Origin of the sequence: Bacillus sp. 196mf (genome assembly GCF_003217275.1) — a bacterium.
Lineage (GTDB): Bacteria > Bacillota > Bacilli > Bacillales > Bacillaceae_G > Bacillus_A > Bacillus_A thuringiensis_S.
Map to the genome: position 1 here is coordinate 110,617 of NZ_QJTG01000009.1, position 17,860 is coordinate 128,476.

A 17,860-nucleotide genomic window follows, 5' to 3' on the forward strand; every position below is an offset into this window, starting at 1 on the left:
TAAACTATATTTTTATCTTATTCAGCTTCTTGCTCTAATAAACGAACGCCATTACCAGCTAAAAAGTGATCTGGCTGAATTTCAGTTGCTTTCTTAAATAAAGCGAGAGCTTTCTCGTTATTTTCTTCAAATACGTAAGCAACACCTAAATTGTAATACGCATCTGCATGCTCTTCATCCATTTCTAATACCTTTTCAAAATAAGGTTTCGCCTCTTGAATATGTTCTAGTCGCGCAAAGCAAAGTCCGCACTGGAATACAGCTTCTACATCGTTTTCATCTAATTCTGTTGCTCTTTGTAAGAATGGTAGTGCAAGACGATCATTTCCAAGCTGTACATGTGTAATACCTAACATAAATGTTACATCAGCTGATTGTAATCCAGCTTGCATTGCTTGTTCGAATACAACTTTCGCCTCAGTAAATTGCTCTTGGCCATAATATACGTTTCCTAAGCCATAATAAGCAGCTGCAGATTTATCATCTAACTCTAATGCACGTTTATAAAATAAAATCGCTCGCTCACTATCTCCTAATACGTCTAATAAATTTGCAAAATTAATGTATCCAAGCGCATCTTTCGGATTTTCTTCAATTGCTTCTGTAAAATTTTTAGCTGCTTCTTCCCAATTTCCTTCTTGCATATATTGAATACCTGTTTCAAGTTTGTTTGACATGTCCTTCACCTCTACAACAAATTATAACAAAGAATGTATTTTCCAAGCGAACGAAAATTCGCTTTATGTAAAAGAAACCTCTAACCGCTAATCGGCAGAGGCTTCTCATTTATCCTAAATAATCCAATTTCTTACCACTACGGTATACTTCATCAATTGTAGCACCGCCTAAGCACTCATCTCCATCATAGAAAACGACTGCTTGTCCTGGTGTAATTGCACGAATTGGCTCATCACAAAGAATACGAACTGTATTTTCATCAACGATTTGAACCGTTACTTTATTGTCTTCTTGACGATAACGGAATTTCGCCGTGCACTTAAATTCTGTTTCTTTTTCTTTGTTACTTACCCATCCTACATTCGTAGCAATAACTTCATCACCATATAGAAGTTCGTTATGGAATCCTTGATCAACATATAAAATGTTTTCTTTTAGATTTTTTCCAACAGCAAACCATGGATCACCATTACCACCAATTCCAAGACCATGACGTTGTCCAATTGTATAATACATTAAACCGTCATGCTTCCCTTTCACTTCACCAGATAATGTTTGCATTACACCTGGTTGTGCTGGTAAGTAGTTACTTAAGAAATCTTTAAAGTTACGCTCACCAATGAAGCAAATACCTGTACTATCTTTTTTCGCCGCTGTCGCTAAGCCAGCTTCTTTCGCCATTTCACGAATTTGTGGTTTCTTCAGTTCACCTAACGGGAACATTGTTTTTGATAATTGCTCTTGGCTTAATTGATTTAAGAAGTATGTTTGATCTTTATTGTCATCAACGCCGCGAAGCATTTTATATTCGCCGTCCATATAAGCAACGCGTGCATAATGACCTGTTGCTACATAATCGGCACCAAGCGCAATTGCATGCTCTAAAAATGCTTTAAATTTAATTTCTTTATTACACATTACATCTGGGTTTGGTGTACGACCAGCTCGGTACTCATCTAAGAAGTACGTAAATACTTTATCCCAGTATTGTTTTTCAAAGTTTACTGCATAATACGGAATACCAATTTGGTTACACACTTCAATTACATCATTGTAATCTTCTGTTGCTGTGCAGACACCATTCTCATCTGTATCATCCCAGTTTTTCATAAAAATTCCGATTACATCATAACCTTGCTCTTTTAATAAAAGTGCTGCTACAGATGAATCGACGCCACCGGACATTCCGATGACAACGCGTGTTTCGTGAGGTAGTTTGTTCATCATGTCACCTCCCATGCTAATTTTGTGTTAATCGCTTCACGATTTTCACTGTTTCGTACGCCGCTTTTTCAATTTGCTCTTTCGTATTTCCAAGTCCAAAACTAAAGCGTACGGATGAACGTATTTGATCGGAGTCTTTTCCAAACATCGCTACTAATACATGTGATGGATCAATCGAACCAGCTGTACAAGCAGAACCACTTGATACTGCAATGCCAGCTAGGTCTAAGTTCACAAGAAACGGTTCAATGTTCATTCCTGTAAAACTTACATTAAGTACATGCGGTAAGCGATGTTCTAAGTTTCCGTTTACCTCGAAAGTAATGCCTTCATTTTTGAAGACAGATACCATTATATCTTTAAACTCTTCATATTGGGCATTTTTTTGCTCACGAGTTTTTTCAGCTATAAGAATTGCATGCTGAAGCCCAGCAATACTAGGCACATTTTCCGTACCAGCACGGCGTTTTCTTTCTTGCTCTCCGCCTATTAATAACGGCTCAAATTTCACATTTGCACCAGCGAATAAGAACCCTACACCTTTTGGCCCATTAATTTTATGAGCTGAAATTGATAATAAATTAATACCAAACTCTTTCACATTAATTTCTACTAAACCGTAAGCTTGTACCGCATCTGTATGGAAATAAGCTTGATGCTCTTTTAGCAGCTTTCCTATTTCCACAATTGGTTGCATTGTCCCTACTTCATTATTCCCAAACATAATAGATACAAGAATCGTCTCTTCTGTTAATGCCTTTTGTATGTCAGAAACTTGAATGCGTCCTGTTTCATCGACAGGTAAATATGTCACTTCAAACCCTTCACGCTCTAACAATTCGCACGTATGCAAAATCGCATGATGTTCAATTTGCGTCGTTATTATGTGGTTACCTTTATGACGGTTCGCACGTGCTACACCTATAAGCGCTAAATTATCAGCTTCTGTACCACCGCTCGTAAATATAATTTCATTCGGATTCGCATGAATGCTGCGTGCACACACTCGTCTCGCCTCATCTACTGTGTGACGAGTTTGACGTCCATAAAAGTGAATACTAGACGGGTTCCCGAATATTTCTGTCATATATGGAATCATCTTTTCGACCACTTCTGGGTGAGTCGGAGATGTCGCAGCATGATCTAAGTAAATGCGTTCCATTAAATCTCCTTCTTTCCAAATCGTTTCACAAGGAATTAAATGTAAAACATATAGCCCCCGTGATTTTCTTCCTCATAACGTACTAAATCTTCTAACGTTGTACTATCTAACACTTCTTGCACCGCATCACGAACACGCATCCATAACTGGCGCTGTGCTGGCTCTTCTTCTTCTATCATTTCTACAACACTAATCGGTCCCTCTAATACACGGATTACATCCCCAGCTGTAATGTTAGCCGGTTGATCAGATAATACATATCCGCCATATGCCCCGCGCGTACTCTTTACAAGACGAGCGTTACGAAGTGGTGAAATTAATTGCTCTAAGTAATGCTCGGATAAGTCATGCGCCTGCGCAATTGATTTTAATGAAATCGGACCTTCACCAAACTTTTTTGCAAGATCAATCATAATTGTTAAGCCATAGCGGCCTTTCGTTGAAATCTTCATCTATTTTGCACCTCTTTTCAAATTTTCACTTCTATTGGTTATATCTTATTTATAAAAAGAACACAATTTAAAATCCTATGAAATTATAGCATAATATAGTATTATAAGAAATTTCAACTTGTGTATCAAAATGATAACATAAAATCACATTGAAAAACTCGGAAATTATTACAATTGAAAGAAAAATGAAAATATTCTTCTTCATTTTTCCCATAAAACAGCATCCTATTTCAAATTTCGTAGAAAAAAATGATACGATAGAACGAGATTATATATTAAGGGAGACGGTCTAAATGAAACAACCACTCGCACATCGAATGCGCCCTACAAATATTCAAGAAATTATTGGGCAACAGCATTTAGTTGGTGAAGGAAAGATTTTATGGCGAATGGTCCAAGCAAATCATTTTCAATCTATGATTTTATACGGTCCTCCAGGTACAGGAAAAACATCCATTGCCAGTGCAATTGCAGGAAGTACCGGTACCCCGTTTCGTCTATTAAACGCTGTTACTCACAATAAAAAAGATATGGAAGTTGTCGTACAAGAAGCAAAGATGCATCGACACCTCGTTTTAATTCTAGATGAAGTTCACCGTCTAGATAAAGCAAAGCAAGACTTTCTATTACCTCACTTAGAAAGCGGACTTCTTACTTTAATTGGTGCAACGACAAGTAATCCATTCCATGCAATAAACTCCGCTATTCGAAGCAGGTGTCAAATTTTCGAATTACACGCACTAACAGAAGATGATATTTTAATTGGGTTAAAAAGAGCTTTAGAAGATAAAGAAAAAGGCCTTGGAGAATATGCTGTAACGGTAACAGATGAAGCACTACATCATTTTGCAAATGCCTCTGGTGGTGATATGCGTTCCGCTTATAACGCACTTGAACTTGCTGTATTATCTAGCTTTACTACAGACGATCAAGCGGCTGAAATCACACTCGAGATTGCAGAAGAATGCTTACAAAAGAAGAGCTTCGTTCACGACAAAGGCGGCGATGCTCATTATGACGTATTATCAGCATTTCAAAAATCAGTACGCGGAAGTGATGTAAATGCAGCGCTCCATTATTTAGCACGCCTTATTGAAGCAGGTGATTTACAAAGTATTGGCAGACGCCTTCTTATTATGGCTTATGAAGATATTGGACTTGCTAGCCCACAAGCTGGACCGCGTACACTAGCTGCAATTGAATCAGCTGAACGAGTTGGATTCCCAGAAGCACGCATCCCACTTGCAAATGCCGTTATAGAGCTATGCTTATCACCAAAATCAAATTCAGCTTATAAAGCACTTGATGCTGCATTACACGATTTACGCAACGGTCAAACAGGTGACATTCCAAGCCATTTAAAAGATAGTCATTACAAAGGCGCAGAATCACTCGGAAGAGGCATTGGATATTTATATCCACACGACCATCCAAATGGCTGGGTAAGGCAACAATACTTACCTGATAAAATAAAAAACAAGCAATATTATAAACCGAAAACGACAGGGAAATTTGAGCAAGCACTTTCTACTGTTTATGAAAGATTACAAACTTCGAATAAAACGAAAAATAAAGGGTAACATAAACGAAAACGTCACCATTATGGAGGCTTCGCTTATGAAAACACGTCAAGATGCATGGACAAAAGAAGATGATCTCCTTTTAGCAGAAACTGTTTTGCGACATATTCGCAGCGGAAGTACACAAATAAAAGCGTTTGATGAAGTCGGCGATACGTTGAACCGGACTTCAGCAGCTTGCGGCTTTAGATGGAATGCTGAAGTAAGGCCGAATTACGAAGATGCTGTGCAGCTTGCGAAGAAACAACGTAAAGAATTAAAGCGCTCTGAAGCTAAAATAGAAAAAAATCAGTTCACGAAAACGAAACAACTCGTAATCGATGCTGAGTTTTCTGAAGATATTACGCCAAGTAAACAAGAACTTACGATGCAAAATGTCATCTCATTTTTGCAAAACTTGGAGCATAATAACCCTTCACTCGCAAAGTTGCAAACTGAAAATGATGTATTACAAGCTCAGCTCACTTCTCTGCAAAAAACGAATCATGAACTTGAAACGAAATTAGCGGTACTCACAAAAAAACAACAAGCAATCGAAGAAGATTACGCGATGCTTGTTCGAATTATGGATCGTGCTCGAAAACTTGTTTCGGTTGAAGAACAAGAAGAACAGATTGCTCCCATTTTCAAGACAGATCAAAATGGAAATTTAGATATTATATATTCTGCAGAGAATTAAAAACAAGGATGTCACTTTTTTGACTAAGTGACATCCTTGTTTGTTTTCGGTAAACCATATATATATACATGTCGGTAAATGAATTTATATCAACGATTTTTCGAATATATCTATCGTAACTTGCAATATATCAACGGTTTTTCGAATATATCTATCACAATTTGCAATATATCAACGATTTTTCAAATATATCTATCACAACTTGCAATATATCAACGATTCAATAAAGGAGATCGATTTAATGACAAAGATTTACAATAACATTACTCCCTGTCATACAAGAAAACTCCTAAAACATATTGGATAATTTTTACTAAAATGTTATTATAACCATATACCTTTAAAGGGAGATGGTTGCTATTTCATTAATAATCTTCAAAATAACTCTTGGCCTTCTCGTCCTGACTTTAGCTCTTTTCACCATTAACAGTCTAAAAAAGACATCCGCCTATAAATCAGATAAATATGATTATTACTTACTAACCTTACTTACATTTGAACTAGTAGTGATGCAAATATCCATATTTCTTTAATACATATAAAAAAGCATATATCCAAAATGGATATATGCTTTTCTTTTATTCTTGCCCTACACGTTTCACTTCTACATTTTTAATACGTTCACGTACAACGTGACTTGCCATAATTAAGCCTGCCACAGATGGTACAAATGCATTTGATGAAGGCGGTAATTTCGCTTTACGAATTTTTGCATTCTCGTCTGGTACGATTTCTTTACGTACTTCTTCACGAATTACGATTGGGTTTTCGTCAGAGAAGACAACTTTTACACCTTTTTTAATACCCTCTTTACGAAGCTTCGTACGAATTACTTTCGCAATTGGATCTGTATGTGTTTTAGAAATGTCCGCAATACGGAAACGAGTTGGGTCCATTTTATTTGCTGCACCCATACATGAGATAATTTTAATTTTACGACGTAAACATTGTTTAATTAAATGGATTTTGAACGTAATCGTATCAGATGCATCCACTACGAAATCTAAACCGTGTTTAAAGAACTCTTCATATGTTTCATCTGTATAAAACATTTCTAATCCAATTACTTCACATTCCGGATTAATGTCTGCAATACGCTCTTTCATTAATTCTACTTTTGAACGTCCTACAGTAGATACTAAAGCGTGAATTTGACGGTTTACGTTTGTAATATCTACAACGTCTTTATCAACTAATACGAGACGTCCTACTCCAGAACGCGCTAACGCTTCAGCTGAAAATGAACCTACGCCGCCAATTCCTAAAATACCAACTGTACTATTTTTTAATATTTCAAGTCCTTCTTTACCGAAGGCTAATTCATTACGTGAAAATTGATGTAACATTCAGCTCTACACTCCTATTACAAAAATGGTCTACCATGTATTCTAGCGTTTTTCCGACTATTTGTATAGAAAAAGTTATAGAATTCCTAAAAATACATATTTCGATAATGAAAACATAGTGTAAACCGGGATTTTGTTTCTTCTTTTAATTATCCATTAAAAAAGTCTAGATGGTTATAGTATAACCATCTAGACCCTATTCTTACTTCTCTTCTTTTAAGCTTAATTTTAAGTTTAACTCTTCAAGCTGTGCTTCTGCAACTGGGCTTGGAGCTTCTGTTAATAAGCAGCTTGCGCTTGCTGTTTTTGGGAATGCAATTGTATCACGAAGGTTCGTACGGCCTGCAAGTAACATAACAAGACGATCTAAACCTAATGCGATTCCGCCGTGTGGTGGTGTACCGTATTCGAATGCTTCTAATAAGAATCCGAATTGCTCTTGCGCTTCTTCTTGTGAGAATCCAAGTGCTTTGAACATTTTTTCTTGTACGTCACGCTCGTAAATACGAAGTGATCCACCACCAAGCTCATAACCGTTTAATACAAGGTCATATGCTTGTGCACGTGCTTTTTCTGGTGCTGTTTCTAGTAGCTCAACGTCTTCACGGAATGGCATTGTGAATGGGTGATGAGCTGCGAAATAACGATCTGCATCTTCATCGTACTCAAGAAGTGGCCAATCAGTTACCCATAGGAAGTTAAATTTACTTTCATCAATTAACTCAAGCTCTTTACCTAGACGTAAACGAAGTGCGCCTAAGCTATCTGCAACAACGCTCTTCTTATCTGCTACGAATAGTAATAAGTCGCCAGCAGTAGCTTCTAATGTGCTCATTAACACATTTGCATCTTCTTCACCGAAGAATTTCGCAATCGGTCCTTTTAGGCCGTCTTCTTCAACTTTAAGCCAAGCTAGACCTTTTGCACCGTATACTTTCACGAATTCAGTTAATGCATCGATGTCTTTACGAGAATATTTACTTGCAGCACCTTTTGCATTGATTGCTTTTACTTGTCCGCCGCTTTCTACAGCACTTGTAAACACTTTAAAGCCACAACCTGCTGCAAACTCAGATAAGTCTGTTAGTTCCATTTCAAAGCGTGTATCTGGCTTATCAGAACCGTAGCGAGCCATTGCATCAGTATATTTCATACGAGGGAATGGTGCACTAACTTCTACACCTTTTGCATCCTTCATAACTTTCGTCATCATACGCTCCATCATTTCTAAAATTTCATCTTGTGTTAAGAATGAAGCTTCGATATCGATTTGCGTGAATTCCGGTTGACGATCTGCACGTAAATCTTCATCACGGAAACAACGTGCTACTTGATAGTAACGCTCAAATCCGCCGACCATAAGAAGCTGTTTAAATAACTGTGGTGACTGTGGTAATGCATAGAATTCACCGTCATGTACACGACTTGGTACTAAATAGTCACGAGCTCCTTCTGGCGTACTTTTCGTTAAAATTGGTGTTTCTACTTCTAAGAACTCTTCTGTATCTAAGAAGTTACGAATTGTTTTTGTTACGTCGTGACGCATTTTGAATGTGTTGAACATTACAGGACGACGTAAGTCTAAATAACGATATTTTAAACGCACATCTTCTGATGCATCTGTATCATCAGCAATGATAATTGGTGTTGTTTTCGCTGCATTTAGTACATTTACTTTTGTTGCTTGTACTTCAATACGACCAGTTGCCATATTGTCATTAATTGCGCCTTCACCACGTTCAACAACTGTACCTTCTATGTGTAATACGTATTCGCTACGAATTGTTTCTGCTACTTCTAACGCTTCTTTTGATGTTTCTGGGTTAAATACAACTTGTACGATACCTGTACGGTCACGTAAATCGATAAAGATTAATCCACCTAAGTCACGGCGTTTTTGTACCCAACCTTTTAATTGAACTGTTTGTCCAACAGCTTCTACTGTTACTTTTCCACATGCATGTGTTCTTTCAGCCACTGTAAGTTCCCCCTATATTAATTTCTCTGCTACGTATGAAGCAAATACATCTAAAGCTACTTCTTCTTGTTCACCTGTTGCCATATCTTTTAAGTTAATGATGCCTTTATCTAGCTCATCTTCTCCTAATACAGCTACAAATTTCGCCTTTAGACGATCTGCTGATTTAAATTGTGCTTTCATTTTGCGATCTAAATAATCTTTTTCAACCGACAATCCAGCTTTACGAAGATCGAATGCCACTTTTGCAGCATGGTCTTTCGCTTTTTCACCAAGCGCTACAACGTAACAATCAATGCTATGTTCAAGTGGTAATTCAATGTTTTCAGCTTTTAGCGCCATAATTAAACGTTCAAGACTCATTGCAAAACCGATACCTGGCATTTCTGGTCCACCGATTTCTTGTACAAGTCCGTTATAACGGCCACCACCGCTTAATGTAGTGATCGCACCGAAACCTTCTGCCTCACTCATAATTTCAAAAACAGTATGTTGATAGTAGTCTAAACCACGCACTAAGTTCGGATCTTTTTCAAATGGAACATCCATCATCGTTAATAGTTCTTGTACTTTGTCGTAGTATACTGCTGAATCTTCGTTTAAGTATTCTGTAATAGATGGAGCTGTTGCCATTAATTCATGGTTACGGTCCTTCTTACAGTCTAAAATTCGAAGTGGGTTCTTTTCTAAGCGAGATTGACAGTCAGAGCAGAATTCGCCGATACGTGGCTCAAAGTGTGCGATTAATGCATCACGGTGTGCTTGACGACTCGCTGCGTCACCTAAACTGTTTAATACAACTTTAATATTTTTTAAGCCCATGCCGCGGTAAAATTCAACAGCAAGTGCAATTACTTCTGCATCAATTGCAGGGTCATTACTGCCGATTGCTTCGATACCGAATTGTACGAATTGACGATAGCGACCTGCTTGTGGTCTTTCATAACGGAACATTTGACCGATATAGTATAATTTCGTTGGTTGTGTTGCATCACCAAACATTTTATTTTCAACGTAAGAACGTACAACAGGTGCAGTACCTTCTGGACGTAATGTTAAGCTGCGCTCTCCACGATCTTGGAATGAGTACATTTCTTTTTGTACGATATCTGTCGTATCACCAACACCGCGTAAAAATAGCTCAGTGTGCTCAAAAATTGGTGTACGAATTTCTTTATAATTGTAACGACGGCAAATTTCGCGTGCTTGCCCTTCGATATACTGCCATAACTCAACAGTGCCTGGAAGAATATCTTGCGTTCCGCGTGGGATTTGAATAGACATATTCAGTTCCTCCTCAAATTGTTTTAATCTTAATAAAAATAAAAAAACTCCCGCCTCTACTGTTTAAACAGTAGGGACGAGAGTATTATACCCGTGGTGCCACCCTAATTGAAGCACGTATGCTTCCACTTTTTTAATAACGCTTAAATATGCGTTCATCCCTACTAAGCATATATGCCGTTCAAGTTGAAACCTCTAGAGTGTCATTCAATCAGTCATCATGCAGAAATGTTTTCAGCCTAAGACATTCCTTCTCTTTCCATGTGTATCTCATTTACTCTTCTCTATCAACGGTTATATTCATATGTAAATATAAAATTACTATACGTTTGTTAAGTAGGATTGTCAAGTGCTCTAAGAACGTTCAATCTGCTTCTTTAAACGCTTTACATCTTGAAGAGAAATCCCAAACTCGGAAGCAAGCTCCATTGAAGTATTATTTTGCTCTTTTGAAATAAAATCATGAAAATTCACGTTAAACAGTTGATTTGCACCATTTGTAACAGAATGCCCTTTTTCATTCATACGCATACGTATATCCCTCACATTCAATATGGATGTTTTACTTTTTATTGTTCCATATTGATGAGAGAGTTATACATAACCGAAACTGCTATTGATTCCAAATAAATGAACAAAACATACAACAATGTATAAAAAAGAGAGGATTATATAACCCTCTCTTTTTTATCAACACTATTTACTTTCTACAATTAAGGTCACCGGACCATCATTGATTAAAGAAACGTCCATCATTGCTCCGAACTTCCCTGTTTCCACATGCAATCCTTGTTTGCGAACTTCTTCATTAAAGAAATCGTATAAACGCTCTGCGTAGTCAGGTTTCGCAGCATCCATAAAGTTTGGACGTCTTCCCTTGCGACAATCTCCGTATAATGTAAATTGCGAAATAGATAGAACTTGTCCTTCTACATCAAGTACAGAATGATTCATCTTTCCGCTCTCATCTTCAAAAATACGTAAGTTTGCAATTTTTTCCGCAATATAAGTTGCATCTTTTTCTGTATCTTCATGCGTAATGCCAACTAGTAATGTTAAACCGAACGGAATTTGTCCTACGATCTCACCGTCTACTGTGACAGACGCTTTCTTTGATCGTTGTAAAACAACTCTCATCTTTCTACACTCCCTATTAATGCATCATGCGTCGTACTGCATAAATTTCTGGAACGCGTTTAATGCGTTCTACTACTTTTTTCAAGTGTTGTAAGTTACGAATCGAGATTGACATATTAATTGTTGCCATTTTATTACGGTCACTTCTACCAGAAACAGCTGAAATATACGTTTTCGTCTCTGTAACAGCTTGCAGTACTTCATTTAATAAACCACGGCGATCGTAACCCGAAATTTCAATATCAACGTTATACTCAATTTCTTTTTCAGGGCTACCTTCCCACTCTACTTCTAATAAACGTTCTACAGCTTCTTCTGTATGAACGTTTACACAATCACGGCGGTGAATCGATACACCTCGGCCTTTCGTAATATATCCAACGATATCATCGCCTGGAACTGGGTTACAGCATTTCGATAAACGGATTAATAAATTATCAGCACCGCTTACCTTTACACCAGAATCCCATTTTCGAATTTTCATCGGTTTACGAACTTCTTTAACTTCAACAATTTCTTCTTCTTCGCGTTGTTTGCGGAACTTGTCCGTTAGTCGCGTAACAATTTGCGAAGCTGTAATTCCGCTATATCCAACTGCTGCAAACATATCTTCTTCATTTGCAAAGTTAAATTTCTCAGCGACGCGTTTTAAATTATCAGGCGCTAATACTTCTTTCATCTCATACTCTAGACCACGTACTTCCTTTTCAACAAGTTCACGGCCTTTTTCAATATTTTCGTCTCTACGTTGTTTCTTAAAGAATTGACGAATTTTATTTTTCGCATGAGATGTTTGAGCAAGTTTTACCCAATCTTGACTTGGGCCATATGAATGTTTCGACGTTAAAATTTCAATGATGTCGCCTGTTTTTAATTTATAATCCAACGTCACCATTTTACCGTTTACTTTTGCACCAATTGTTTTATTCCCAATTTCCGAATGGACACGATACGCGAAATCAATCGGAACCGATCCAAGTGGTAATTCCATTACATCGCCTTTCGGTGTAAAGACGAATACCATGTCAGAAAATAAATCAATTTTTAATGACTCCATAAATTCTTCTGCATTAGAAGCTTCATTTTGCCATTCTAGTATTTGACGGAACCATGTGAGTTTCTTCTCTAATGTACCTGTTGTTTCTGCTGTTTTTCCTTCTTTGTACGCCCAGTGTGCCGCGATCCCGAATTCTGCAATTTCGTGCATTTCTTTCGTACGAATTTGCACTTCAAGTGGATCACCTTTTGGTCCAATTACAGTCGTATGAAGAGATTGATATAGATTTGCTTTTGGCATTGCAATATAATCTTTAAAACGACCTGGCATCGGCTTCCAGCACGTATGAATAATTCCAAGCACCGCATAACAATCTTTAATACTATTTACAACGACACGTACAGCTAATAAATCGTAAATTTCATTGAACTGCTTATTTTGCAGTGCCATTTTACGATAAATACTGTAAATATGTTTCGGTCTTCCAGAAATCTCAGGTTGAATTGCAACTTCTTTTAATTTCTCACGAATACCAGTCATTACTTCGTCTAAGTATTCTTCACGTTCTGCACGTTTACGCTTCATTAAATTTACAATACGATAATATTGTTGGGGATTTAAATAGCGAAGTGACGTATCCTCTAGCTCCCATTTAATAGTACTAATTCCGAGTCTATGTGCTAAAGGTGCAAAGATTTCTAACGTTTCATTCGCTATGCGACGCTGCTTCTCTTGAGGCAAATGTTTCAATGTACGCATGTTATGAAGACGATCAGCTAATTTAATTAAAATAACTCGAATGTCTTGAGCCATTGCAATAAACATTTTGCGATGGTTTTCTGCTTGTTGTTGTTCGTGAGATTTATATTTGATCTTCCCAAGCTTTGTAACACCATCAACAAGCATAGCAATTTCTTTGTTAAATTCCCGTTCAATATCTTCTAACGTAATCTCTGTATCTTCCACTACATCATGTAAGAAACCTGCTGATACCGTAGCTGGATCCATGTGTAAATCAACTAAAATACCTGCAACTTGAATCGGATGAATAATATACGGTTCACCCGATTTTCTATATTGTTCGCTATGCGCATCTCGTGCATATTCATAGGCACGTGCCACTAGCTCAATATCTTCATCCGCTAAATATTGACTTGCTTTCTCGAGTACCTGTTCAGCTGTTAGTACCTGCTCATTTGCCATCGAATCACCTTTTATTGAAAATTGACTTTATCTTTATTTAATAGAATAAATTATATTCTATCATTATAACCCAATGATTGTGAATTGTGAAAAGGAAAAGATTTTACTGACATTTCACCATGATTTTTTGTTCAATTATACAAAAGTACCCGCTCCTCTCCAAGAGATTCACGGGTACTTTTTATCACCGTAGTTTTACCTATATAGTGATTAGTATTTTTCTAATACTAATACATCGTAACCATCTAACATTTTACGACCATCTAAGTAAGTAAGCTCTACTAAGAATGCAATCCCTGCTACAACTCCGCCTAGCTCTTCAACTAACTTAATTGTCGCTTCGATTGTTCCACCTGTAGCTAATAGATCATCTGTAATTAATACGCGTTGACCTGGCTTAATTGCATCTTTATGGATTGTTAAAACATCTTTACCATATTCTTTACCGTAGTCAACTGTAATTACTTCACGTGGTAATTTTCCTAATTTACGAACTGGCGCAAATCCTACTTCTAACGCATAAGAAACTGGGCAACCGATAATGAAACCACGAGCTTCTGGTCCTACTACAACATCGATATCTCTTTCTTTTGCGTACTCAACGATTGCATCTGTTGCTGCTTTGTATGCTTTACCGTCATTCATTAAAGGTGTAATGTCTTTAAACACAATACCTTCTTTCGGATAATCCGGTACAATTGCGATATGTTGCTTGAAATCCATATTTCTGAATCCTCCTCAGATCTAAAAGGTTTGTAAATACAAATCCTTTACCCTAACTGTTCTACTTCTTTATGATTACGAATCGTTTCAAACCATGTATATAGTTGCTGATATGTGCTATAAACCAATTCTTTTTCTAATTGTAAGTGGTTCATTTTCTCACGATATGTGTTCGATTCAATTAAATCACGCTTTTGTTTTTTGTCTGCCATAAAAATGACGCCATCTTTTATTGTAACAAATTCTAACTCAAAAAACACCTGTGTCATGAAATTTACTGTATCTTTTGACCAACCTTTATGGCGACATAGTTGTTCTCCATATTGTCTTAAAGAAAATGGTGTTTTTTGGCTTAAGAAAGAATAGTACCATTTAAAGTGTTCTCTCGTAGGAACTGTACTAAATAGATGGTTATTTTCTTGATAAAATAGCGTATAAATTCGCGCTGGGAATCCTACTTTAAATAGCTCACTTAATTCATCTGTTCCTTTTGGTAAATCAAGTAACACGATATATTGATCATCTAAATGCGTTACTTCTGAAGCATGCATGAGCTTCTCTTTATAGCTCTCTAAAGAAAATTTATTCAATACCTCTTCAGAAAAATACACCATTGTTATTTTTTCTTTCGGAAGTTCTGCTAAATTTGCTTCTGCATTACGCATACTACGCCAATCAAATAATTGCCACGCCTCTACAGCAATATCTTGTACCATTAATTGTGGCTTCTTAAAATTATTCCATTCATTGATGGATGCTTCTCCTATTACAGATACTTTTGCAACTGGAGAGATTTCTTTCGCATATGCACCAAAACCAAATCCAATTGTATCCAGTGTTGCTTGTCCATCACGAAGAGCCATTTTTAAATGAGAGCCATCTGATCCGATTGCGCGAATACTTTCTAACTCTGCATCTTTCACTGCAATACGTGGTTTCGGATTTCCAACACCAAATGGTGCTAACTTCTGCATATCTTCAATTGCCGCTAGTGTTACATCCTCTACTTTGCAAAAAACATCAACTGCTGTAATTGGAATAAAATCTTCTTCTGTTAAAATTGCATCTGCTTGTTCATTTAAGCGGCGACGTAATTCATCTACATCATTCATATGTAGCGTCATTCCCGCTGCCATCGGATGCCCTCCGAAGTGTGGCAATAACTCTCTACAATCTGATAAATTTGCAAACAAATCAAATCCTGCAATACTACGCGCTGAGCCTTTTGCTGTTTCTTTTATAGGATCAATGCATAATACAATAGTCGGACGATAAAAACGTTCAACTAATTTAGAAGCGACAATCCCAATTACACCCGGATTCCAACCTTCTTTTGCAAGTACTAACACTTTGTTTTCTTCTGGCGGGAAGTTATTTTCAACTTCAGCGATAGCCTCTTCTGTAATTTGCTTTACAATATCTTTTCGCAGTTTGTTCAGCTCATCAATTTCTTCGGCTAACTCTTTTGCTTCCTCAGGATCATCTGATAATAAAAGGTGTACAGCCGGCGTTGCATCTTCTAAACGCCCGACCGCATTAATACGCGGTGCAATTGAGAAGCCAATACTCTCTTCTGTAATTTCACTTTGCGAAACGTTAGCAACTTTAAACAATGCCTTTAAACCAATATTTTTCGTCATACGCATATGTTTTAAACCGCGTTTCACTAGCAACCTATTTTCACCATGAAGTGACACTAAATCGGCTACTGTACCGATTACTGCAATCTCTAATAAATGTTCTGGTACACGGCCTAATAGTGCATGTGCAACTTTAAACGCAACACCTACACCAGCTAAATAGTGAAACGGATATACACCGCCATCTAATTTCGGATGTATAATCGCAAGTGCTTCTGGCAATTCTGGCGGTGGCTCATGGTGATCTGTAATAATTAGATCTATTCCAAGCTCTTTCGCTACATTCGCTTCATGTACTGCTGCGATGCCAGTGTCGACAGTAATAATCAGTGAGAACCCTGCGCTATGCGCCCAACGAAACGCTTCTTCGTTCGGCCCATACCCTTCTGTAAAACGATTTGGAATATAAAATTCTACTTCTGCACCTAATTCTTGAAGAGCAAGATATAACACAGTTGTACTACTTACTCCGTCTGCATCGTAATCACCAAATATTAATATTTGTTCTCCATTTTGAATCGCCTTATTTACACGTTCTACCGTTCTATCCATTCCTTCTAATAAAAATGGATCATGAAATTCTTGATTTTCTGTATTTAAAAAATCTAAAATCTTATCTTCTGTATCTAGTCCTCTACCGAGGAATAATGAAACGACAAGTGGCGATAACTGTAATTTACTTGCTAATTCACTCACTCGTTCGTCATTATATTCTTTTTCTTTCCAACGCGTCTTCGGTTGTAACACGAAATCACCCCTTAACCTGTTCATTATACAAGACAGATTAAGGGGTGACAATATAATGCAAACTACGATGCAATATCTATATACTAAAATGTTAATGATGTTTAATTTGGAGAATACGGATTTATATGTACGAATACATTTTGTACATTATCTTGTTTCATAAGTATTTCTTTCACATGTTTTCCAATACGGTGTCCTTCTTCTACAGTAATGTATGGATCTACAGACACTTTAATATCGACAATAACATAATGACCATGCTCCCGTGCATATAAAGAACCAATTTTTTTCACACCATCTACTTGAAGAACTGCTTCTCTAAGCGGAATAACATCCTCCTCATGAAGAACATGGTCAAGCGTTGCATGAATTGCTTCCGCTCCAATGCTCCATGCCATTTTTACAACAAGAAGCGAAACAACTAATCCTGCAATCGGATCAGCATATACAAGCCAGTCTATACCAAGCTTACCACCGAGTATAGCTGCACAAATACCGATTAAAGCTGCAATTGAAGAAAATACATCTGAACGGTGCTCATATGCATTTGCAATAATTGCATCACTATTTACCCTTTTCCCTAATCGGAATTTATATTGAAACATTCCTTCTTTCACGACGATTGAAAGAACAACAGCAAAAATCGTAATTCCTTTCGGCGGTTCTAGTTCTTGCGAAAAAGCTTTTATAGATGAAATCGCGATTTCAAGTCCCACAATAAATAATAATACCGCAACAATAATCGCTGAAATCGATTCCGCTTTACCATGACCATACGGATGATCTTCATCAGGTGGCTGCTTTGCCGCTCGCAATCCAAAAAGTACAGCTAGCGAACCAATTACATCTGATGCAGAATGCACCGCATCTGCTAGCAGTGCTTTACTGTTCCCAATATAACCAATTACCGCCTTTACAATTGCTAATATAATATTACCAACGATCCCGACAATAGCACCAAACTCGGCCTGTTTAAAACGTTCATCTTTTTCCATAATTAAAATCCCTTCTTTTCTTAACCTATCTTTTT

Annotated in this window: 15 protein-coding genes and 1 other annotated feature; of the genes, 2 read left to right on the forward strand and 13 right to left on the reverse strand. The window is 37.2% G+C overall.

Annotation, left to right across the window (positions count from 1 at the left end):
* Positions 1 to 17: 17 nt before the first annotated feature.
* The 4 genes from ATL10_RS15140 to cymR form a co-directional block, all read right to left on the reverse strand.
* A complete protein-coding gene (locus ATL10_RS15140) occupies positions 18 to 677 on the reverse strand; it encodes a tetratricopeptide repeat protein (protein WP_000066411.1) in 660 nt (219 codons plus the stop codon).
* Between the two features lie 109 nt (positions 678 to 786).
* On the reverse strand, positions 787 to 1,902 hold the full coding sequence (mnmA, locus tag ATL10_RS15145; RefSeq protein ID WP_001038010.1) for a tRNA 2-thiouridine(34) synthase MnmA: 1,116 nt from the start codon (positions 1,900 to 1,902) through the stop codon (positions 787 to 789).
* Between the two features lie 16 nt (positions 1,903 to 1,918).
* A complete protein-coding gene (locus tag ATL10_RS15150; RefSeq protein ID WP_110497096.1) occupies positions 1,919 to 3,064 on the reverse strand; it encodes a cysteine desulfurase family protein in 1,146 nt (381 codons plus the stop codon).
* Between the two features lie 35 nt (positions 3,065 to 3,099).
* Positions 3,100 to 3,516: a cysteine metabolism transcriptional regulator CymR gene (gene cymR / locus ATL10_RS15155; protein ID WP_000704116.1), complete on the reverse strand. Its 417-nt coding sequence runs from the start codon at positions 3,514 to 3,516 to the stop codon at positions 3,100 to 3,102.
* A 293-nt stretch (positions 3,517 to 3,809) separates the two neighbouring features.
* Here cymR and ATL10_RS15160 point away from each other — a divergent pair, with 293 nt between their 5' ends.
* Together ATL10_RS15160 and ATL10_RS15165 are read left to right on the forward strand one after the other, a co-directional pair.
* Positions 3,810 to 5,096, forward strand: a complete 1,287-nt coding sequence (locus ATL10_RS15160; protein ID WP_000812919.1) for a replication-associated recombination protein A — start codon at positions 3,810 to 3,812, stop codon at positions 5,094 to 5,096.
* Between the two features lie 37 nt (positions 5,097 to 5,133).
* Complete coding sequence (locus ATL10_RS15165) at positions 5,134 to 5,775, forward strand: RsfA family transcriptional regulator (protein ID WP_000857722.1); 642 nt, start codon at positions 5,134 to 5,136, stop codon at positions 5,773 to 5,775.
* A 578-nt stretch (positions 5,776 to 6,353) separates the two neighbouring features.
* On the opposite strand, the gene ATL10_RS15180 is transcribed toward ATL10_RS15165, so the two are convergent.
* The 9 genes from ATL10_RS15180 to ATL10_RS15220 all read right to left on the reverse strand — a co-directional run bounded on the left by ATL10_RS15180 (position 6,354) and on the right by ATL10_RS15220 (position 17,825).
* A complete protein-coding gene (locus ATL10_RS15180) occupies positions 6,354 to 7,121 on the reverse strand; it encodes a tRNA threonylcarbamoyladenosine dehydratase (protein WP_000903182.1) in 768 nt (255 codons plus the stop codon).
* A gap of 202 nt (positions 7,122 to 7,323) precedes the next feature.
* Positions 7,324 to 9,099: an aspartate--tRNA ligase gene (gene aspS / locus ATL10_RS15185; RefSeq protein WP_110497101.1), complete on the reverse strand. Its 1,776-nt coding sequence runs from the start codon at positions 9,097 to 9,099 to the stop codon at positions 7,324 to 7,326.
* 12 nt (positions 9,100 to 9,111) lie between these two features.
* Entirely contained in the window at positions 9,112 to 10,383 is a 1,272-nt protein-coding gene (gene hisS / locus ATL10_RS15190) for a histidine--tRNA ligase (protein ID WP_069356224.1), read from the reverse strand.
* Between the two features lie 69 nt (positions 10,384 to 10,452).
* Positions 10,453 to 10,683: a binding site (T-box leader), on the reverse strand.
* Between the two features lie 54 nt (positions 10,684 to 10,737).
* Positions 10,738 to 10,914 carry a hypothetical protein gene (locus ATL10_RS31290; protein ID WP_001242605.1) on the reverse strand — a complete coding sequence of 59 codons (177 nt, stop codon included), beginning with the start codon at positions 10,912 to 10,914 and terminating at the stop codon, positions 10,738 to 10,740.
* Positions 10,915 to 11,079: 165 nt separating this feature from the next.
* Positions 11,080 to 11,520 (reverse strand): D-tyrosyl-tRNA(Tyr) deacylase, encoded by a 441-nt coding sequence (locus ATL10_RS15200; RefSeq protein ID WP_001266965.1) that lies wholly within the window; start codon positions 11,518 to 11,520, stop codon positions 11,080 to 11,082.
* A 16-nt stretch (positions 11,521 to 11,536) separates the two neighbouring features.
* The gene (gene relA / locus ATL10_RS15205; protein ID WP_001262795.1) at positions 11,537 to 13,720 is read right to left on the reverse strand and encodes a GTP diphosphokinase; all 2,184 of its coding nucleotides are present in this window, start codon (positions 13,718 to 13,720) and stop codon (positions 11,537 to 11,539) included.
* A gap of 210 nt (positions 13,721 to 13,930) precedes the next feature.
* Positions 13,931 to 14,443 (reverse strand): adenine phosphoribosyltransferase, encoded by a 513-nt coding sequence (locus tag ATL10_RS15210; protein ID WP_000346215.1) that lies wholly within the window; start codon positions 14,441 to 14,443, stop codon positions 13,931 to 13,933.
* Between the two features lie 47 nt (positions 14,444 to 14,490).
* Positions 14,491 to 16,830, reverse strand: coding sequence for a single-stranded-DNA-specific exonuclease RecJ (gene recJ / locus ATL10_RS15215; RefSeq protein ID WP_000941225.1), 2,340 nt, complete (start codon positions 16,828 to 16,830; stop codon positions 14,491 to 14,493).
* 101 nt (positions 16,831 to 16,931) lie between these two features.
* Positions 16,932 to 17,825 (reverse strand): cation diffusion facilitator family transporter, encoded by an 894-nt coding sequence (locus ATL10_RS15220; RefSeq protein ID WP_000409746.1) that lies wholly within the window; start codon positions 17,823 to 17,825, stop codon positions 16,932 to 16,934.
* Between the last annotated feature and the right edge of the window lie 35 nt (positions 17,826 to 17,860).